At 66.3% G+C, this 20,398-nt stretch carries 14 protein-coding genes and 1 pseudogene; 4 read left to right on the forward strand and 11 right to left on the reverse strand.

All coding sequences use genetic code 11. The features are described from left to right. Nucleotides 1–79: 79 nt before the first annotated feature. The 9 genes and pseudogenes from mraY to ROSELON_RS16075 form a co-directional block, all read right to left on the reverse strand. On the reverse strand, nucleotides 80–1,165 hold the full coding sequence (gene mraY / locus ROSELON_RS16035) for a phospho-N-acetylmuramoyl-pentapeptide-transferase (RefSeq protein WP_025313319.1): 1,086 nt from the start codon (nucleotides 1,163–1,165) through the stop codon (nucleotides 80–82). Next, the gene (locus tag ROSELON_RS16040; RefSeq protein ID WP_025313320.1) at nucleotides 1,166–2,590 is read right to left on the reverse strand and encodes a UDP-N-acetylmuramoyl-tripeptide--D-alanyl-D-alanine ligase; all 1,425 of its coding nucleotides are present in this window, start codon (nucleotides 2,588–2,590) and stop codon (nucleotides 1,166–1,168) included. After that, on the reverse strand, nucleotides 2,587–4,074 hold the full coding sequence (locus ROSELON_RS16045) for a UDP-N-acetylmuramoyl-L-alanyl-D-glutamate--2,6-diaminopimelate ligase (RefSeq protein ID WP_025313321.1): 1,488 nt from the start codon (nucleotides 4,072–4,074) through the stop codon (nucleotides 2,587–2,589). Before ROSELON_RS16045 ends, ROSELON_RS16040 begins: the two co-directional genes overlap by 4 nt. 41 nt (nucleotides 4,075–4,115) lie before the next feature. Then, nucleotides 4,116–5,900 carry a peptidoglycan D,D-transpeptidase FtsI family protein gene (locus ROSELON_RS16050; protein WP_025313322.1) on the reverse strand — a complete coding sequence of 595 codons (1,785 nt, stop codon included), beginning with the start codon at nucleotides 5,898–5,900 and terminating at the stop codon, nucleotides 4,116–4,118. Then, on the reverse strand, nucleotides 5,897–6,274 hold the full coding sequence (gene ftsL, locus ROSELON_RS16055) for a cell division protein FtsL (protein WP_025313323.1): 378 nt from the start codon (nucleotides 6,272–6,274) through the stop codon (nucleotides 5,897–5,899). The genes ROSELON_RS16050 and ftsL overlap by 4 nt, the downstream gene beginning before the upstream one ends. Further along, nucleotides 6,275–7,278, reverse strand: a pseudogene (rsmH, locus tag ROSELON_RS16060) (16S rRNA (cytosine(1402)-N(4))-methyltransferase RsmH). It lies immediately after the preceding gene. Continuing rightward, nucleotides 7,275–7,805, reverse strand: coding sequence for a division/cell wall cluster transcriptional repressor MraZ (locus ROSELON_RS16065; RefSeq protein WP_025313324.1), 531 nt, complete (start codon nucleotides 7,803–7,805; stop codon nucleotides 7,275–7,277). The pseudogene rsmH and the gene ROSELON_RS16065 overlap by 4 nt, the downstream one beginning before the upstream one ends. Nucleotides 7,806–8,370: 565 nt before the next feature. After that, entirely contained in the window at nucleotides 8,371–9,462 is a 1,092-nt protein-coding gene (locus ROSELON_RS16070; protein ID WP_025313325.1) for an Mrp/NBP35 family ATP-binding protein, read from the reverse strand. 51 nt (nucleotides 9,463–9,513) lie between these two features. Further along, nucleotides 9,514–10,704: an MFS transporter gene (locus ROSELON_RS16075; protein WP_025313326.1), complete on the reverse strand. Its 1,191-nt coding sequence runs from the start codon at nucleotides 10,702–10,704 to the stop codon at nucleotides 9,514–9,516. A 203-nt stretch (nucleotides 10,705–10,907) separates the two neighbouring features. On the opposite strand from ROSELON_RS16075, the gene ROSELON_RS16080 reads away from it, so the two are divergent. After that, nucleotides 10,908–11,129: a DUF1127 domain-containing protein gene (locus ROSELON_RS16080; protein WP_025313327.1), complete on the forward strand. Its 222-nt coding sequence runs from the start codon at nucleotides 10,908–10,910 to the stop codon at nucleotides 11,127–11,129. Between the two features lie 546 nt (nucleotides 11,130–11,675). Here the strand turns inward: ROSELON_RS16080 and ROSELON_RS16085 are convergent. Further along, nucleotides 11,676–12,128, reverse strand: a complete 453-nt coding sequence (locus ROSELON_RS16085) for an Lrp/AsnC family transcriptional regulator (protein ID WP_025313328.1) — start codon at nucleotides 12,126–12,128, stop codon at nucleotides 11,676–11,678. Between the two features lie 73 nt (nucleotides 12,129–12,201). On the opposite strand from ROSELON_RS16085, the gene ROSELON_RS16090 reads away from it, so the two are divergent. Beyond that, on the forward strand, nucleotides 12,202–12,831 hold the full coding sequence (locus ROSELON_RS16090) for a LysE family translocator (protein ID WP_025313329.1): 630 nt from the start codon (nucleotides 12,202–12,204) through the stop codon (nucleotides 12,829–12,831). On the opposite strand, the gene ROSELON_RS16095 is transcribed toward ROSELON_RS16090, so the two are convergent. After that, entirely contained in the window at nucleotides 12,828–15,371 is a 2,544-nt protein-coding gene (locus ROSELON_RS16095; RefSeq protein ID WP_025313330.1) for an ATP-dependent helicase, read from the reverse strand. The two genes, ROSELON_RS16090 and ROSELON_RS16095, sit on opposite strands and share 4 nt — an antisense overlap. 103 nt (nucleotides 15,372–15,474) lie before the next feature. On the opposite strand from ROSELON_RS16095, the gene ROSELON_RS16100 reads away from it, so the two are divergent. Together ROSELON_RS16100 and ROSELON_RS16105 are read left to right on the forward strand one after the other, a co-directional pair. Then, nucleotides 15,475–16,623 carry an alpha-hydroxy acid oxidase gene (locus ROSELON_RS16100; protein ID WP_025313331.1) on the forward strand — a complete coding sequence of 383 codons (1,149 nt, stop codon included), beginning with the start codon at nucleotides 15,475–15,477 and terminating at the stop codon, nucleotides 16,621–16,623. Nucleotides 16,624–16,780: 157 nt separating this feature from the next. Continuing rightward, a complete protein-coding gene (locus tag ROSELON_RS16105) occupies nucleotides 16,781–20,224 on the forward strand; it encodes a pyruvate carboxylase (RefSeq protein ID WP_025313332.1) in 3,444 nt (1,147 codons plus the stop codon). The last annotated feature ends 174 nt before the right edge of the window (nucleotides 20,225–20,398 follow it).

The following is a 20,398-nucleotide window of genomic DNA, read 5'->3' on the forward strand; positions in this document are numbered from 1 at the left end:
CGCGTCGGGCGCACAGGCGCGGGCGAATGTGCCCCGTCCGGGGCGCGTGAGGCCGCGCCTCCCCCCTCCCGTCCGCGGATCAGCGCAGTTTCAGCGTCGCCAACCCGATCAGCGCCAGGATCAGCGAGATGATCCAGAAGCGGATCACAACCTGCGGCTCGGCCCAGCCCTTCTTTTCGAAATGGTGGTGAATCGGGGCCATCAGGAACACGCGCTTGCCGGTGGATTTGAAATACAGCACCTGGATGATGACGCTCAGCGCCTCGGCCACGAAGAGGCCGCCGACGATGGCCAGCACGATCTCGTGCTTGGTTGCGACGGCAATGGCACCGAGCGCCCCGCCAAGGGCCAGCGAGCCCGTGTCGCCCATGAACACGGCGGCGGGCGGCGCGTTGTACCACAAGAACCCCAGGCCCCCGCCGATCAGCCCGGCGGTGAAGACCAGAAGCTCCCCCGTTCCCGGCACGTAGTGCACGTCGAGGTAATCGGTGAAATCGACCCGCCCGACCGCATAGGCGATCACGCCCAAGGTCCCCGCGGCGATCATCACCGGCATGATGGCCAGACCGTCCAGCCCGTCGGTCAGGTTCACTGCATTGGCAGAGCCCACGATCACGATCATCGAGAAGGGCACAAAGAACCAGCCCATGTTGACCAGCACATCCTTGAAGACCGGCATGGCCAGTTGCGCCGACAGCGGATCGGGATGGACAAAGACCGCCACCGTGCCGGCCACCGCCGCAATCGCAAAGCCGATGGCCAGCCGGATCTTGCCCGAGACGCCCTTGGTGGTGTTGCGGCTGACCTTGGCCCAGTCATCGACGAACCCGACGAGGCCAAAGGCCACCGTGACCCCAAGCACCATCCAGACATAGACATTGTCGAGCCGCGCCCACATGAGCGTCGACAGCGTCAGCGCCGCCAGGATCAAAAGCCCCCCCATGGTCGGCGTGCCCGACTTGGTTGCGATATGATGCGCGGGGCCGTCCTCGCGGATCGGCTGGCCGTTGGAATACTTGCGCCGCAGCGCGTTGATCAGGGGGCGTCCAAAGATGAAGCCGAAGATCAGCGCGGTGAAAAAGGCGCCGCCCGCCCGGAAGGTGATATACCGAAACAGGTTGAAGAAATCGCCGCCATCCGACAGCTCGTTCAGCCAATACAACATCTAGGGGGGCCCTCGCCTATCATCCGCAGCCGCTTGCCCCAGTTTCCTCAGCGCGTCAACCACGCGGCTGACCCGGCTGCCTTTCGAGCCCTTGACCAGCACGATATCGCCGGGGCGCAATTCGCGCGGCAGACGCTGCGCCAGGTCGTCGGCGGTGTCCGCATGCAGGCCACGCTTCGCGCCGGGCAGCACCGCGTGCAGGTGGCGCATCAGCGGACCCGAGCAATGGACGACGTCGACCGCCGCAAGGCTTGGCAAATCGGCGATGGCGGCATGCATCGCGGCGGCCTCGGGCCCCAGTTCCAGCATGTCGCCAAGGATCGCGATGCGCCGCCCACCCCGCACCGGCACGGCCCCGGCCAGCACCTCGAGCCCCGCCGCCAGCGAGGCGGGGTTCGCGTTGAAGGCATCGTCAATCAGGTCGATGGCGATATCGTCGGTCTGGCTCAGGACCAGGCGTTCGCGGGTGCCGCGCCCGGCCACGGGCCGCCATTGGCCAAGCGCCATGGCCGTTTCGGCCCCATCGGCCCCTGCCGCCTCGGCACCGGCCAGCGCCATCAGCGCGTTCAGCGCCAGATGCCGCCCCGGTGCGGCCAGTTTCAGCAACCGCTCGACGCCCCCGTCCTGTGCACGGATCACGGTCGCCTCATCCATGATCCGCGCGTCGAGCAGGCGCAGATCCGCACCTTCGGCCTCGCCCACGCGGATCAGGCGCGCGCCCAAGGTCTTGGCCTTGGCGCACAGGATTGGCGCGGTATCCACATCGGCATTGGCGATGGCGATGCCGCCGGGCTCCAGCCCCTCGTAGATCGACGCCTTTTCATGCGCGATCCCGTCAAGCGTGCCGAACGCCTCCAGATGCGCGCCGGCGACGATGGTCACCATGGCCACATGGGGCCGCGCCATCCGCGCCAGGGGCGCGATCTCGCCCGGGGCGTTCATGCCGATCTCGATCACGGCATACTCGGTGTCCGCCGGCATCCGCGCCAGGGTCAGCGGCACGCCCCAATGGTTGTTGTAGCTGGCCTCGGCGGCGTGGGTGCGGCCCTGCGCCGACAGGGCGGTGCGCAACATCTCCTTGACCGTGGTCTTGCCGACCGAGCCGGTCACACCGATCACGCGCGCACCGGTGCGCGCGCGGCCCGCCCTGCCCAGGGCCACAAGTGCGTCCAGCACATCACGTACCAGCAGGCAGCGCGCGGCGTCGACCCCATCGGGGATGCGGCTGACCATGGCGGCGGCGGCGCCCTTGTCCAGCGCCTGCGCGACGAAATCGTGCCCGTCCCGTGCCGCCGTCAGGGCAACGAACAGGTCCCCTTGCGCCAGGGTCCGGGTGTCGATCGAAACGCCCGTCGCCGCCCAGTCGCCCGACACCGCGCCCCCCGTCGCGGCGGCGGCCTCGGCCGCGGTCCAGAGCACGGTCATGCCCGCCCCTCCAGCGCGGCGACGGCCACGCTGGCCTGTTCCACATCGTCGAACGGATAGACGACATCGCCGACAATCTGCCCGGTCTCGTGCCCCTTGCCCGCCACCAGGAGCGCATCGCCGGGTTCCAGCGCATCGACCGCGCGCAGGATCGCCTCGGCCCGGTCGGGAACCTCGGTCGCATCGGGGCAGCCCTGTTTGACCTCGGCCCGGATCACGGCCGGGTCTTCGGAGCGCGGGTTGTCATCGGTCAGAAACAGCACATCGGCGTTCTGGGCCGCCGCCTGCCCCATCAGCGGGCGCTTGCCGCGATCCCGGTCGCCGCCCGCGCCGAACACGATCACCAGTCGCCCCAGCACATGCGGGCGCAGCGCCTTGAGCGCGATCTCGATACTGTCGGGCGTGTGCGAATAATCGACATAGACGGGCGCGCCGTTCTTGCGCCGAGCTGCCAGCTGCATCCGGCCCCGCACGCCGCGCATCTCGCCCAGCACCGAGAAGACCGCGTCGGGATCCTCGCCCGAGGCAATGCACAGCGCCGCTGCCGTCAGCACGTTCATCGCCTGAAACGCGCCGATCAACTCCAGCCGGATACGACGCGGCTGCCCCCAGGCGGTCACAAGAACGTCCTGGCCGGTTTCATCCATGCGCCGCCCGGAAATGCGGATCTCGGCCTCCTGGGCATATTGCGCGATGCGGATCACCTCCAGCCCGTCACGGCCCGCCACCTCCTGCGCAAGCCGCAGGCCATAGGGGTCATCGACATTGATGACCGCCGCCCCCTGATCGAACAGCAGATCGGTGAACAGGCGCGCCTTGGCCTCGAAATAGGCCTCCATCGTGCCGTGATAATCGAGGTGATCCTGGGTCAGATTGGTGAAGGCCGCCGCACAGGGGCTGACCGCCTCCATCCGGCGCTGGTCGAGGCCGTGGGATGAGGCCTCCATCGCCACGCGATCGATGCCCGCCGATTTCAACTCGGCCAAAAGCCGATGCAAGGTCAGCGGATCGGGCGTGGTGTGGATACCGGGGGCGGTGTGGCTGCCTTCGACGCCGGTGGTGCCGATATTGACGGCCGGGTGGCCCAACGCCTCCCAGATCTGACGGGTGAAGCTCGTGACCGAGGTCTTGCCATTGGTCCCGGTGACCGCGACGACGGTCTCGGGCACCGCGCCGAACCACAGATGCGCGGCATGGGCCAGCGCGGCGCGCGCATCCTCGACCACGACCAGGGCGATTTCGGCCCCCTCCAGGGCACCGGCGGCCAGATCGGCCCCCGCGCGATCGGTCAGGATCGCCCCCGCCCCGCCCGCGATCGCGGCCCCGACAAACCGCGCGCCATGCACCTGGGTGCCGGGCAATGCCGCGAAAAGGCAGCCTTTTTCGATCTTGCGGCTGTCGATGACCAATCCGGTGATTGCGACATCCGGTCCGACACGCGGCGTCAGGCCAAGGGCCGAAAGCATGATGGTGTGACTGGCCATTTTGTCCCCCGTTCCGTCGCGGCTCCAAGGGCGCACGACGCTCAGTTCGAAGAGCTGGATAGCGGAGAAAGGGGGGCGGGTTCAATCTCGGGCCGCAGACCCAGCAGGGGTGCGACGCGGCGGATCACCTCGGCGGCGACGGGCACGGCCGTCCAGCCCGCCGTGCGGCGCGGTTCGGGGCCCGAGGTTTCGACCGGCTCGTACAACGTGACGACGAGCACGTATTCCGGGTCATCGGTCGGAAACACGCTAGCGAAGGTGTTGATATTGCGGTCATCGTAATACCCGCCTTGCGGACGTGGCAGTTCGGCCGACCCCGTCTTGCCCCCCACCGAATAGCCCGGCACCTCGCCGAAACTGGCAGTGCCATCGGTGACGACCGATCGCAACAAAGAGCGCATTGCGGCGCTGGTCTGCTCGGAGATCACACGCTCGCCCATCTGCGGCGCGGCGCGGCGCAGGATCGTGGGCGAGACCCGCGTGCCGCCGTTGACCATGGTCGCATAGGCCGAGGCCAGATGCACCGGCGAGGTGGACAGGCCATGGCCGTAGGAAATCGTCATCGTGGCCAGCTCGCCCCACCGCCGGGGTTGCAGCGGGCGGGCCGCCGCCGCCTCGACCAGTTCCAGATCGGTCGGCTGCAGCAGGCCCAGACGATCGAGGAAGGCGCGCTGACGCTCGCCGCCCATCATGCGCGCGATCCGGGCCGTGCCGATATTGGAGGAATGGACAAAGACATCGGCCACCGACTGTTCGCGCCCGTGATCGCTGAAATCGCGGATCTCGAAGCCGGCCATGCGCAGCGGACCGGTCGTGTCGATCATGTCCGACAGGCCGACCACGCCATCTTCCAGCGCCTGCGCAATGGTAAAGGTCTTGAAGACCGACCCCAGTTCGTACACGCCCTGCAGACTGCGGTTGAACAGCGGGCTGTCGGCCTGGTCCCCTTCGGTCAGGGGGCGCGGACGGGCATTTGGGTCGAAATCGGGCAGGCTGGCCAGGGCCACGATCTCGCCCGTATCGGCATCCATAAGGACGGCGGCGGCCCCTTGGGCGTTCATCAGCGCCATGCCGCCGGCCAGTACCTCTTCGACGGCGGCCTGCACGGTCAGATCCAGCGACAGGCGCAACGGGCCGTCGCGGGCGGGATCGCGCAACTGAGCGTCATAAAGCGCCTCGACCCCGGCGATACCCACCACCTCGGCGGCGTTCACCGCCTCTTGCCCGAACCCGGCCCCGCCAAGAACATGCGCGGCGATGGCGCCATTGGGATAAAGCCGCATCTCGCGCGGGCCAAAGAGCAGCCCCGGCTCGCCCAGATCGTGCACCTGCTGTTCCTGCTCGGGGCTGATGTAGCGGCGCAACCAGATGAACCGTGCCTCCGAGGTGAACCGGCGGTGGAGCGCCTCGGCATCCATGTCGGGAAAGATCTCGGCCAATCCTTCGGCCGCGGCCTCGGCGTCGATGATTTCATGGGGATGGGCATAAAGCGCGTTGGTCGCGAAATTCGTGGCCAGAACCCGGCCCTGCCGATCCACGATATCGGCGCGTGTATTGAGGATCGCATCGCCACTGCGGCCGGCGACGCGCGGTTCGACCGGTTCCGAGGTCGCCAGCGCGGCCATGCGGTAGCCGACGGTGCAGAAGGCCGCAAGAAAACAGCACGCCACCAGAAGCAGCCGGCTTTCGGCCCGAACCCGCATCTTGTCGCGTTCGGCCTCGTGGCGAAGGCGGCGGTTTTCCCGCTCGATCGCGTCGGGGTTTTCGCCCTTGCGGCGGGCCTCGAGAATTCGCGCCAGCGGGCGCAACGGGGTGCGCAGGCTCATGGCTCGGCCCTTTCTTCAACCCCGGCCTCGGCGCGCGAGGCGTTTTCGAGAAGCAATTCCTCGACCTGTTCGGTCGGGTCCGGTTCGGGGCGGGGATAGGGGATCTCGATCACATCGCCGAACTGCTCGGGCGCGAGCGGCATCAGTCCGAGACGTTCGAAATTGAAATCGGCCAATTCGCGCAACCGGTCGGGCCGGTTGAGATAGGCCCATTCGGCGCGCAGAACCGACAGGCGTTCATGCTCCGCCCCGATGGCGCGCTGCAGGCGGTCGACCTCGCGGATGGCCTGCTGGGTCAGGATGGTCTGGTGATAGGCCCAGTAACCCAGCCCGATCACCGCGAACACCGCCAGAATCGTGAGGACGCCACGCATCTACCAGCCCCCCTGCACCTGCGGCACGCCAAGGTCCGCGGCCTGCACCGGCTGCGCGGGTGCCTGCGTGCGGGTCGCGACACGCAGCTTGGCCGAGCGCGCGCGTGGATTGGCCGCGATCTCTTCGGGGTCGGGCGGGATCGCCTTGCGCGGGGTCAGGTCGAAGCCGGGGTCGCGCGCAGCCTCGGCCGGGGCATGGCGCGAGCCGCCACCGCCGCGGCTGGCGCGTTCGGCGAGAAAGCGTTTCACGACGCGATCTTCGATGGAGTGAAACGACACGACGGCCAGCTTGCCACCGGGCCTCAGCGCGCGCTCGGCGGCCTCCAACCCCCTGACGAGGGCCATGAATTCGTCATTCACGGCAATGCGGATGGCCTGAAAATACGCGTCGCCGGATGGCTTTGGCCGGGCTTCTTGCGCGGGAGGCAGCCCTCGATGATCCCGGCCAGGTGCAGGGTCGAGGTGATGGGCCCGTTCGCGCGCTCGGCGACGATCGCCCGCGCGATGCGCCGCGCGGCGCGCTCCTCGCCGTAATGAAACAGGATATCGGCCAGCAAGGCCTCGGGCGCGTCATTGACCAGATCGGCGGCCGAGGGGCCATCTTGCCCCATGCGCATGTCCAGCGGCCCGTCGCGCATGAAGGAAAAGCCGCGCTCGGCCATGTCGAGCTGCATCGACGACACGCCCAGATCCAACGTCACGCCGTCGAGCGCGGGAAACCCCGCGCGGTCGGCATGAACATCGAGATCGGCGAAATTTCCCGCGACCAGTTTCAGCCGGTCGCCATAGGCGGCGGCCCAATCTGCGGCCAGGTCAAAGGCCAAGGGGTCGCGGTCGACGCCGATCACCGTGTCCGCCCCTGCCTCAAGCAATCCACGGGCATAGCCACCAGCGCCGAAAGTGCCGTCCAGCCAGACGCCAGACACCGGCGCCACGGCCCGGATCAGCGGGCGCAGCAGAACGGGGATATGCGGGGCCGTGCCCTGTGCCGGCTGGTCCGTCATTCCGCCGGCTCGACCTTGCGCGCCGCAAGTTCGCGATAGGCCGCCGCAAGCGGATCGAAATAGGCATCGTCCTGCCCCATCTCGGCCAGCATCGCCTCGTAATCCTCGTCCGCCGCGCTGGCCTCGGACGGCTTGAGAATGTGAAACTGGTCGCCATGCCCCTGAAACAGCGCCTCGCCATCGACGTCGATCTTTTCGCGGGCGGCCTGCGACAGCACCAGACGCCCGGTGTCGTCGAGGAGCGTGGCATCGCATTTGGTATAGTAGAGGTAGCTCATCGCCTTTTTCAGCGGGCTTCCTGGCGTCAACTGCTGGATCATCTGGTCGATCTGGTCGAAGGCGTCGCCCGACAGACATTCCAGATAGGTTTTCTTGGGATCGCCATAGGCGATATAGAGACGCGGCGCACCGCCGGGGGCGTAGTCCTTGTCGCAATTCTGCAAGACGCGACGAAACTTGGCCGGGATCGACACCCGGCCCTTTCCGTCCACCTTGTTCAGGCTTTCGCCCAAAAACCTGCGATCCACGGCGCTTGCCCCTTTTTCGCCTCATTCGGGCCGTAATCTGGCCCCGGAACGGAAACGGCGGATTGAGCAAGCTGCCACTGCTCAATCCGCCGCCCTCGTCCCATTGCTGGGTGTCCGACTACGCAGGCCACCTGGGGGGATGTCTGCTCGCTTGCGCGCCGGATCTCTTTGTCTTGGCGTTCGAGATTGCCTGTATGAACACCTGCCGTTTTTGTTTTCTTTTCAGGTCTTTGCGACCCGTTGTTCGATCTCGTCTGCCGATGAATTGAATGTGCCATGGGAATTTGCACCGCTCAACACCTTTTTTTGGATTCTTCCGCCACATGGTGGGAAATGCCTACTCACGGGGCCCGTCACGTTGCCGATTTGCAACGCAAAGGGCGGCCCAAATTGTGGGCCGCCCCCGACGTGAGACTATATGTAGTGTGCAGCGCGCCGTTTGGGGCGGTTTCCCAAAAGCAGGCAGGTTTTTCCAGATTTTGTGCAGCTTGGCGCAAAATGGCGGTGATCTCCGCGCCTGAGGGGGCGAATCACCCCCACCGTGCGGCGGGTCCGCCCCCCGGTCTCAGGCCAGACCGCCCTCGATGAAGCGGCTGGCCAGGTTGGCATAGGCCTCGGCCATGGGCCCTTCGCCCGCGGCGATCGGGGTGCCGGCATCGCCGGCGATCCGGGTCTCGAGGCTGATCGGCAGCGCGCCCAGGAACGGCAGGCCCATCTTATCGGCCTCGGCGCGCACGCCGCCCTCGCCAAAGATATGCGCCTCGTGTCCGCAACTGGGGCAGATGTAACTGGCCATGTTCTCGATCAGGCCCAGGACCGGCGTCTTGAGCAGATCGAACATGTTCAGCGCCTTGCGTGCATCCAGCAACGCCACGTCCTGCGGGGTGGACACCACGATCGCGCCCGTCGCCTCGGCCTTTTGGCACAGCGTCATGGCCACATCCCCCGTGCCCGGCGGCAGATCGACCAGCAACGTGTCCAGCTCGCCCCACTCGACCTGCGTCAGCATCTGCTGCAAGGCCCCCATCAGCATCGGGCCGCGCCAGACCACCGCCTTTTCCTCGGGCAGCATGAAGCCGATCGACATCATCGTGACGCCATGGTTCTTGAGCGGGATGATCGTCTTGCCATCGGGGCTGGCGGGGCGTTTGTTCACGCCCATCATGCGCGGCACGCTGGGGCCGTAGATATCGGCATCCAGCAAGCCCACGCGCCGCCCCTGCCGGGCCAGTGCGACGGCGAGGTTCGTGGCGACGGTCGATTTCCCGACGCCCCCCTTGCCCGAGCCGATGCCGATGATCGTCTTGACGCCCGAGGGTTTCATCGACCCTTGCTGCGGTTTCATGTGTCCGCCCATCTTGAGCGTGGGCGCGGCGCCTTGCGGCGGGGCCGGCGGCGCCTTTTGCGCGGGGCCATGCGCGGTCAGCGCAACATTGACGCCCTCGACCCCCGGCAGCCGCGACACGACCTGTTCGGCGGCGCGGCGCACCCCATCCATGCCACGGGCGGCCTCGGGCGTGGCTGCCTCGATGATGAAACTGACCTTGCCGCCCTCGACCCGCAGCGCGCGCACCATGTCGCGGCTTACCAGGTCGCCGCCATCGGGCAGGGTCAGCACGCGCAAGGCGTCCAAGATGCTGTCACGGGTCTGGGTCATGGGGCGCGTCCTTTCCTGAGCAAATCCGTCAACGACCACATAGGGCGGAACTCAGCGGCGCGCACCCCCCAGAAAGATCGCAGCCGCCAGCACCAAACCGGCGACGCCGGCCAAGGCCAGGGCCGGGCCGATGCCCGCCCGCTCGGCCAGCGCGCCGATCGACAAGGCGCCGATCGCCACGGTGCCGAAGCCCACCACAACCCAAAGCGACATCACCCGACCGCGATAGGCGTCGGGGAGTTCGGTCTGGATCGCCGCCTGCAAACTGACGCCGCACCATGTCGCGCAGAACCCGGCCAGCGCCGTGGCCGCCAAGGCCAGCGGCCAGATCGGCGCCAGCCCCATGCCCATGACCGCCGCGAACCCCAGCACGACGGCGATGTAGACCGCGGGCGGAATGCGTGCGCCAACCGCGCCCGCGCCGGCGGCCTTCAAAAGGGCCGAGGACAGCGCCCCGGCCCCGGCAGCCGCCGTCAACATGCCAAGACCCGCCGCCCCCCGGCCAAAGGCGCCGTCCGCCAGGACGGGCAAGACCTCGAGCGCGCCGCGAACCAATGTGGCAAAGACCAGCGTGATCAGCAGCGCGCGCCGGATCAGCGGCGTGCGCCAAGCATAGCGCACGCCCTCGCGCAGATCATCGAGAAACGGCGTCCGCGCGCGCGGCGGCAGGTCGCGCGGGCGCAAGCCCGGCAGAACGGCCAACATCGGCATGTAGCAGGCCACCGCCACCCACAGGGCCACGGCGCCGCCGAACCCGGCGATGATCCAGCCCGCCGCCACAGGGGCCACCAACCGCGCCAGATTGAAGTTCAGCGCCGTGACCGACACGACGTGCTGCACCATCTCGGCCGGCACCAGGCGCGGCCCCAGGGACATGCGCACGGGGTGATGCGCCGCCGAGATCACGCCAACGCCCAAAGCCGCCAGGGCCAACGCGACGGGCCCCGTCACCGGCAACACCAGGGCCAGCGCCGCCAGCACCGCCGCCATCCCGCCATTGGTGAGCAGGGCGGCGCGGCGGATGTTCACCCGATCCGCCATCACCCCGAAAACTGGACCGGCCACCAGGGTCGGCGCAAGGCTGAGGCTGGCCACCAGCCCCACGAACTCGGCCGAGCCCGTGCGCTCCCATGCCAGCCAGGAAATCGTGACCCTCTGAATCCAGATCGCCTGCACGGCAAAGAACACGCCGCTGAAGAAACGGCGAAACTGGGCATCGCGAAACGCACCCCCGGCAATCATGCCGGGCCGCGTTGACGTAGGGGAAAATAGGTCAGCATGATGTATGCATTTTCTGCATAGCGGCGTTGAAGCCTTGTTTATTGTGCAGGCGCAGCATTCGCTTATCTTCCTTGAACAACGGGGCCAACACCCCAAACGCATTCACGAGCAGGCTGCACGGCACTTCCAACGCTACCGCCTCTCAGACCGCAAGGATGAGCAAGATGGCATTCGTTTCGAGCAATCGCGGAACCTCGGTTTCACTGGGAAACCGGCTTGGCGAGATCGGCCAACAGGCTGCCGAGGCGTACGCGAACTGGCGCATGTATCGCCGGACCCTGGCCGAGCTGCAAGCTCTGTCGGGCCGCGAGTTGGCCGATCTGGGCCTGAACCGCTCGCTGCTGCGCCGCGCCGCCCTGGAAGCGGCCTATGGCAAGGACGCCTGAGCGTTCGGACACATCATTTCGCTGGCTTCACCTCCTCCCTTCAGAAGCCAGTGACGCGGGGCGCATCCCCCTCCTCCCTTGGATGCGTCCGCAAAACAGGCCCGGGTACTCACCCCGGGCGGCAGATCGGCCCCCTTCCTCCCAGTCGGGGTCGTGACAGCGGCGGTGATCCTCCCCTCCTCCCTTGAGGGTCACCGCCGAAAAATTCCGGGGCCCTGCGCCCCAAACGGCATCGGCGCCCCTCCTCCTCCCTTGGGGGCCGGTACTCAGGCGGTGATCTCCTCCTCCTCCCTTGGGGATCACCGCCGCCTTATTCGGGCCGTTCGGCCCACCGACATCGGTGCCCCTCCTCCTCCCTTGGGGGCCGATACAAGCGGCGGCGTTCCTCTCCTCCTCCCTCGAGGGCGCCCGCCATCAGAGATCCGGGACCTCCCTCCCGGCAGAAATCGGCGCCCCCCTCCTCCCATTCGGGGGCCATCTTCAAGGCGGCGACCGACCCACCTCCTCCCTCGGGTCGTTCGCCGCTTTTCTCTTTTCGGGGGTCCGCTACGCGCGATCGTCTTTCGGCGAGCCCATGACCACGTAGGTCTGCAGGGTCGAAACCTGCGGCAGACTGCCCAACACATCGGTATGAAAGCGCTTGTAAGCGCCCAGATCGGCCACCTCGACACGCAGCAGGTATTCGACACTGCCGGTGATATTGTGACATTCGCGTACGTCATCGGCACGGGCCATCGCGCGTTCAAACGCCTGTTGCGCGGTCTTGGTGTGCTCGTTCAGACCCACCGCGACATAGGCGACGAAGCCCACGCCCATCGCCGCAGGGTCCAGCACGGCCCGATATCCGCGGATCAGCCCGGCCGCCTCAAGCGCCTGAACCCGGCGCAACGTGGCCGAGGGCGACAGGGCCACGCGCGCAGCCAGGTCCAGATTCGACATGCGCCCATCGGACGACAGCACGCGCAATATATCGCGGTCTCTTACATCCCAATCCTTCATAAGTTGCAAGATTACCGCGTAAAGCACATATTTCGCAATTTCTTTGTCCCTGTTTGCGCATAATCTGCAGGGCATGACACCCGATCTGCTGACCGCCCTTGTCCTGTTCGCGTTCGCCGCGTCGATCACGCCTGGACCGAACAACATCATGTTGCTCGCCTCGGGTGCGAATTTCGGGCTCAGGCGCACCGTTCCGCATATGCTGGGGATCTCGCTTGGCCATGCGGTGATGACCTCGCTGGTCGGGTTGGGGTTGATCGGGCTGTTCGACCTTGTGCTCTGGTTGCGGCCCGCCCTGATGTTGGGATGCGCGGTGTATCTGCTCTATCTTGCGTGGAAGATCGCCACCGCCGCCCCGCCGCCCGAGGCCGAAGATGTGGCGACCGGACGCCCCCTGACCTTTGTGCAGGCCGCGGCCTTTCAGTGGGTCAATCCCAAAGCCTGGTACATGGCGATCTACGCACAGACGAATTTCGCCCCGGACGGCGGCCTGTGGGGGATCACATGGGCCGGGGCCGTGGTCGTGGCGCTGGTCTTCGCGGCGACGAACCTGCCGTCGGTCACGGTCTGGGCCTGGGGTGGCACGCAACTGCGGCGCTGGCTGTCGGCGCCGGGGCGGTTGCGGGCGTTCAACATCACCATGGCGCTGCTATTGGTCGCCTCGCTCTGGCCGATCCTGCGGACCGGATGGACCGACGGCTAGAACGGCACGTCACCGGCCGCGTCCGCCGCCACCACGAACCGGCCGACCACATGTTTTTCGCCGGCCTTGTCAAAGGCGATGCCCAGCTTGTCGCCCTCGACCGAGATCACCTCACCATAGCCGAATTTCTGGTGAAACACCCGGTCACCCACGGAAAAGGCGCTGATCGCCTCGGCGTCGATGGTGACGTTCTTCGCCTCGGAAGGCTGGCGCATGCCGAACCGGCCCTGGTTCTGCTGCAGACGTTTCCAGCCGGGCGAGTTGTAGACATCGGCACGCGCCGCCTTTTCCTGCAGATCGCTGCCGCGCATCATCTCGGCCACGGGGCTGGCACTGGCCGCCATGCCGCCCTGATGACCGTATAGCCCCGGCGGAGTCAGAACCTCGACATGAGCCTCGGGTAGTTCGTCAATGAAGCGCGAGGGCAACTGGCTTTGCCATTGACCATAGACGCGCCGGTTGCCCGCGAAGGAAATCGTACAAACCTTTTCGGCCCGCGTGATGCCGACATAGGCAAGGCGGCGCTCCTCCTCCAGGCCCTTCAGCCCCGACTCGTCCATCGAGCGTTGCGAGGGGAACAATCCATCCTCCCAGCCGGGCAGAAACACTGCCGGAAACTCCAGCCCCTTGGCGGCGTGGAGCGTCATGAGTGTCACTTTTGGCTCATGGTCGTCGGCCTCGTTATCCATGATCAGGCTGACGTGCTCGAGAAAGCCTTGAAGATTTTCGAAGGATTCAAGAGCCTTGACGAGCTCCTTGAGGTTCTCCAACCGCCCCGGCGCCTCGGGCGTCTTGTCGTTTTGCCACATCGCCGTGTAGCCAGACTCATCCAGGATCACCTCGGCCAGTTCGATATGGCTCAGCGCGTCGATCGTTGGCCGGTCCTCTTCGATCAGGTCATCGACCGGGCCGACCTGCCGCAATCCGCCCTGCATCAAGGCGCGCCAATGGCCGATCTGATCGACCAGCCGGGTCAACTCCTTCAGACCCTTGCCTGACAGCGCCTTGGTCTCGACCGCCAGACGCGCGCCGTCCAGCAGGCTGACACCATTGGTGCGCGCCATCTTCTGGATCGTCGCCTGCGCCTTGTCGCCAAGCCCGCGCTTGGGCGTGTTCACGATCCGCTCGAAGGCGAGGTCATCATCGGGCGAGACGACGACGCGGAAATAGGCCATCGCATCGCGGATCTCCATCCGCTCGTAAAAGCGGGGGCCGCCGATCACGCGATACGGCAGTCCGATGGTCAGGAAGCGATCCTCGAAGGCCCGCATCTGGTGCGACGCACGAACGAGAATCGCGATGTCGTTGGGGCCTATCGGGTCCATCCCACGGGTGCCCTGGCCCATCGACTCGATTTCTTCGCCGATCCAGCGCGCCTCTTCCTCGCCATCCCAATGGCCGATCAGGCGAACCTTTTCGCCGTCGTCCCCGTCGGTCCAAAGCGTTTTGCCCAGACGCCCCTTGTTGGCCTCGATCACACCCGAGGCGGCCGCAAGAATATGCCCGGTCGAGCGGTAATTCTGTTCCAGCCGCACCACCTTGGCGCCCGGAAAATCCTTTTCGAACCGCAGGATATTGCCCACCTCGGCCCCGCGCCAGCCATAGATCGACTGGTCGTCGTCGCCCACGCAGCAGATATTGGAATGCCCCTGCGCCAGCAGGCGCAGCCACAGGTACTGGGCGACGTTGGTATCCTGGTACTCGTCGACAAGGATGTAGCGGAACCAGCGCTGGTATTGCGCCAGCAGGTCGTCATTTTCCTGGAAGATGCGGATGACATGCAGCAACAGGTCGCCAAAATCGACGGCGTTCAACTCGCGCAGGCGGGTCTGGTATTGCGCATAGATAGTTGAGGCCATGATAATATGGCGCCCGACCGCACCACTATCGGGATTGCGGCGGGAAAATTCATATACATTCGGAGCTTCAGCCAAAGTCGACTGGTCGAAAATACGATCGCACCACAACTCCAAATCGTTGGCCGCCGGCACCTTATCAGGCGTCCATGCATTGTTCTTACACTGTTCAATAAATGAACTGACCCAGCGTGGCGGATGCCGCTTCTCATCAACCGAATTCACCGAGAGAAGGTTCTTCAGGACTCGCTTTTGGTCATCGGTATCGAGGATGGTAAAATTCGACTTGAGGCCCACCAGTTCGGCGTGCCGCCGCAAAAGCTTGGCGCAGATCGAATGGAACGTACCCAACCACGGCATCCCCTCGACGGCCTGCCCCATCAGCGCGCCGATGCGGTTCTTCATCTCGCGCGCGGCCTTGTTGGTGAAGGTCACGGCCAGAACCTCGTTCGGGCGGGCCGTGCCGGTCGCCAGCAGATGCGCGATCCGCGCGGTCAGGGCCTTGGTCTTGCCGGTGCCCGCGCCGGCCAGCATCAGCACCGGCCCCTCCATCTGTTCGACCGCCTCGCGTTGCGCGGGGTTCAACCCGTCCAGATGCGGCATGGCGCGCGCCGCCATCGCGCGCGCGGACAGGGACGCGGCCGAGGCCGCCTCGAAGGCGTCGGAATCGTCGAAACTGCTCATGGTCTCACGATATAGGTCTTCGACGCCGCGTTAAAGCTTTGTTCGCAGATTGTTCCATCCAAAGCGATCTGGACAAATCCTGCGCCAGGGTGTTGCTGGCTCCATGGACCTGCACAGCCGTTACCCCGCCCTGTCCGACCTCAAGGCGCGCGCGCGTCGCCGCATTCCGCATTTCGTCTGGGAATACCTCGACAGCGCCACCGGGTCCGAGAGCGTCCCGCGCCGGAATCGGCAAGCGCTGGAAAAGGTCCTGTTCCGCCCCGCCGCGTTGCGGGGCGAGGTGACGCCCGATCTGTCCACGCGGTTTCTCGGCCGCGACTACCCCGTGCCCTTCGGCATCGCCCCCTTGGGCATGTCCGGCCTGATCTGGCCCGAGGCCGAACGCCTGCTGGCGCGCCACGCGGCCCGCGCGGGCATTCCCTATGGCCTGTCCACCGTGGCCACGCGCACGCCCGACGAGATGGCGGGCCATATCGGCGATCAGGGCTGGTTCCAGATGTATCCGCCCAAATCCCCCGAGATCCGCGACGACATGCTGCGCCGCGCGCGCGAGGCCGGGTTTCACACGCTGGTCCTGACCGTTGACGTGCCCGCCGCCAGCCGTCGCGAGCGGCAGACCCGCGGCGGGCTGGTGCAGCCGCCGCGCCTGACCCCGCGGCTTGCGCTACAGGTGGCGCGCTGCCCGGCCTGGGCCATGGGCATTCAGGCCAGCGGCATGCCGCGCATGCGCCTGATGGACAGTTATGCCGATCAGGCCGCCAAGGGTCCCCTGCCCTCGACCGCGCATGTGGGCTACCTGCTGCGCGCCGCGCCCGACTGGGGCTATGTCGCCGCGCTGCGCGCGCGGTGGGACGGGGCGCTGGTTCTCAAAGGGGTCATGGAGGCCGAGATCGCCGCCCGCGCGCAGGCGGAAGGCGTCGATGCCGTCTGGGTCTCGAACCACGGCGGGCGGCAGTTCGACGGCGCCCCCGCCGCCATCGATGTGCTGCCCGAGATCCGCGCCGCAACCGATCTGCCCCTGATCTTCGACAGCGGGATCGAGGGCGGCCTCGACATTCTGCGGGCGCTGGCGATGGGGGCGCAGTTCGTGATGATGGGCCGGGCCTGGCACTATGCGCTGGGGGCTTTGGGGCGCGCCGGGCCGGGACATCTGCACGAGATCCTGAGCCGGGACATGACCTCGAACATGGCGCAGATCGGGGCCGCGACACTGGCCGATATCGCCCGCCGGGGCATCGACCCCGCGCGCTGACCGACCGATTTGGGGCATCGTCGCGCGCGCCGCAATGTGCACCGCAGCATGCAGTCAATTCAGGGATTTGGCCCGATCTTGCGGCCTCTAATCAGTTGCCCACAGCCGTCACGCGGCTTACACATTTCGCAACTGCGAGACGGAGGCCTGCCCGCACATGACCGAATTTCAGAAAATCCTCATCGCGAACCGCGGTGAAATCGCGATCCGCGTCATGCGTGCCGCCAACGAGCTGGGCAAGCGCACCGTTGCCATCTACGCCGATGAAGACAAACTCAGCCTGCACCGGTTCAAGGCGGATGAGGCCTACAAGATCGGCGAGGGACTTGGCCCCGTCGCCGCCTATCTGTCGATTCCCGAGATCATCCGCGTGGCCAAGATGTCGGGTGCCGATGCCATCCATCCCGGTTATGGCCTGCTGTCGGAAAACCCCGATTTCGTCGATGCCTGCGCCGAGGCCGGGATCACCTTCATCGGCCCCAAGGCCGAAACCATGCGCAAGCTGGGCGACAAGGCCAGCGCGCGCAAGGTCGCCATCGAGGCCGGTGTGCCGGTCATCCCCACCACCGAGGTGCTGGGCGACGACATGGACGCCATCCGCGCCGAGGCCGAGGCGATCGGCTTTCCGCTGATGCTCAAGGCCAGCTGGGGCGGCGGCGGTCGCGGCATGCGCCCGATCTTCAATGCGGACGAGTTGGAGGAAAAGGTGCTGGAAGGCCGGCGCGAGGCCGAGGCGGCCTTCGGCAATGGCGAGGGATATCTGGAAAAGATGATCACCCGCGCCCGCCATGTCGAGGTTCAGATCCTCGGCGACAAGGAAGGGAATATCTACCACCTCTACGAGCGCGACTGTTCGGTGCAGCGCCGCAACCAGAAGGTCGTCGAACGCGCCCCCGCCCCCTATCTTTCCGAGACTCAGCGCGAAGAGATCTGCCGCCTGGGCAAGAAGATCTGCGAGCATGTGAATTACGAATGCGCGGGCACGGTCGAGTTCCTGATGGATATGGATACCGGCGCCTTCTACTTCATCGAGGTGAATCCCCGCGTGCAGGTGGAACACACCGTCACCGAGGAAGTGACCGGCATCGACATCGTGCGCGCCCAGATCCTGATCGCCGAGGGGAAGTCGCTGACCACCGCAACTGGCGTCGCCAGCCAGTATGACGTGGCGCTGGACGGGCACGCGATCCAGTGCCGCGTCACGACCGAGGACCCGACCAACAATTTCATCCCCGATTATGGCCGCATCACCGCCTATCGCGGGGCCACCGGCATGGGCATCCGCCTTGATGGCGGCACCGCTTATTCGGGCGCCGTCATCACCCGCTACTATGACAGCCTGCTGGAAAAGGTCACCGCCTGGGCCCCCACCCCCGAGGCCGCGATCGCCCGCATGGACCGCGCCCTGCGCGAGTTCCGCATCCGCGGGGTCAGCACCAATATCGACTTCGTCATCAACCTGCTGAAACACCCCACCTTCCTGAACTACCAGTACACGACCAAGTTCATCGACGAGACCGAGGAACTGTTCGATTTCCGCCCGCGCCGCGACCGGGCCACGCGCATCCTGCGCTACATCGCCGACATCACCGTCAACGGGCACCCCGAAACCGCGGGCCGGCCCCTGCCCCCGGCCGAGGCCAAACCGCCCAAACCGCCCGCGCTGCGGGTCGAGACACCCCCCGCCGGCACGCTGCAGCTGCTCGAGGACAAGGGCGCCAAGGCCGTCGCCGACTGGATGAAGGCGCAGGAACGCCTGCTGATCACCGACACGACCATGCGTGACGGGCACCAGTCGCTTTTGGCCACGCGGATGCGCTCGATCGACATGATCAAGGCCGCGCCGGCCTATGCCGCCAACCTGCCCGAGTTGTTCAGCGTCGAATGCTGGGGCGGCGCGACCTTCGACGTGGCCTACCGCTTCTTGCAGGAATGCCCGTGGCAGCGCCTGCGCGACATCCGCGCGGCCATGCCCAACATCATGACGCAGATGCTGCTGCGCGCCTCGAACGGGGTCGGTTACACCAACTACCCCGACAACGTGGTGCAGGGCTTCGTGGCGCAGGCCGCCGATAGCGGCGTCGACATTTTTCGCGTGTTCGATAGCCTCAACTGGGTCGAGAACATGCGCGTCGCGATGGATGCCGTGGTCGAGACCGGCAAGATCTGCGAAGGCACGATCTGTTACACCGGCAACGTGCTGGACCCGGACCGCGCCAAGTATGACGTGAAATACTATGTCGACATGGCGAAGGAACTGGAAAAGGCCGGCGCGCATATTCTGGGCCTCAAGGACATGGCGGGCCTGCTGAAACCCGCCGCGGCCGAGGTGCTGATCCCCGCCCTGAAGGATGCGGTCGATCTGCCGATCCATTTCCACACGCATGATACGGCGGGCGTGGCCTCGGGGACGATCCTGGCCGCGGCGCGCGCGGGTGTGGATGCCGTCGATTGCGCAATGGATGCGCTGTCGGGCAACACCAGCCAGGCGACGCTTGGCACCGTGGTCGAGGCGCTGCGCCACACCGACCGCGACACCGGCCTCGACATCGCGGCGATCCGCGAGATCAGCGACTACTGGGAGCAGGTCCGCACCCATTACGCGGCCTTCGAGTCGGGGCTGCAGGCGCCCGCCTCCGAGGTGTATCTGCACGAAATGCCGGGCGGTCAGTTCACCAACCTCAAGGCGCAGGCGCGGTCCATGGGCCTCGAGGAACGCTGGCACGAGGTCGCCCAGACCTATGCCGACGTGAACCAGATGTTCGGTGATATCGTCAAGGTGACGCCGTCGTCCAAGGTCGTGGGCGACATGGCGCTGATGATGGTGAGCCAGGGTCTGACCCGCGACGATGTCGAGGATCCCGGGAAAGAGGTCGCCTTTCCCGACAGCGTGATCGACATGATGCGCGGAAATCTGGGCCAGCCCCCGGGCGGGTTCCCGGCCCCGATCGTCGCCAAGGTGCTGAAGGGCGACAAACCCCTGACCGACCGCCCAGGCAAGCATTTGGCCCCCGTCGATCTGGATCAGACCCGCTTGGATCTGGAAACGCAGCTGGACACGCCGATCGATGGCGAGGACCTGATGGGATATCTGATGTATCCCAAGGTCTTCACCGACTACACCATGCGCCACAAGGAATACGGCCCGGTGCGCACCCTGCCGACGAAGACCTTCTTCTACGGGATGGAACCCGGCGAAGAGATCGAGGCCGAGATCGACCCCGGCAAGACGCTGGTGATCCAGCTTCAGGCGGTCGGTGAGACAACGGATGACGGCGAGGTGAAGGTCTTTTTCGAGCTGAACGGCCAGCCCCGCACCATCCGTGTGCCCAACCGCAAGGCCGCGGCGACCCAGGCCAAGCGTCCCAAGGCCGAGGCGGGCAACCCCGCTCATCTGGGCGCTCCCATGCCCGGCGTCGTCGCCTCGATTTCGGTCACGGCGGGCCAGGTGGTCAAGCAGGGCGACCTGCTGCTGACCATTGAGGCGATGAAGATGGAAACCGGGATCCACGCGGAAAACGATGCGGTTGTGAAGGCGGTTCACGTCACCGCCGGCGGCCAGATCGATGCCAAGGACCTGTTGGTCGAATTCGAGGCCTGACACCGCCTTGGCCTGAGGGGCGGCGCAGGTTGCACGCCAAGGGGCCCCCATCCGGCTGCGGGGCCCGGTGCCGCGCCTGCGCGGCCCCGAGGCGCGGCGCTTGCTGACGGATCGGGCTGAGGAAGCCCCCATTTGCACCAGGGATGGCGCGGGGCCAATCAATGCGCGTCGTCG

Source organism: Roseibacterium elongatum DSM 19469, assembly GCF_000590925.1.
In the GTDB taxonomy this organism is placed as follows: Bacteria; Pseudomonadota; Alphaproteobacteria; order Rhodobacterales; family Rhodobacteraceae; genus Roseibacterium; species Roseibacterium elongatum.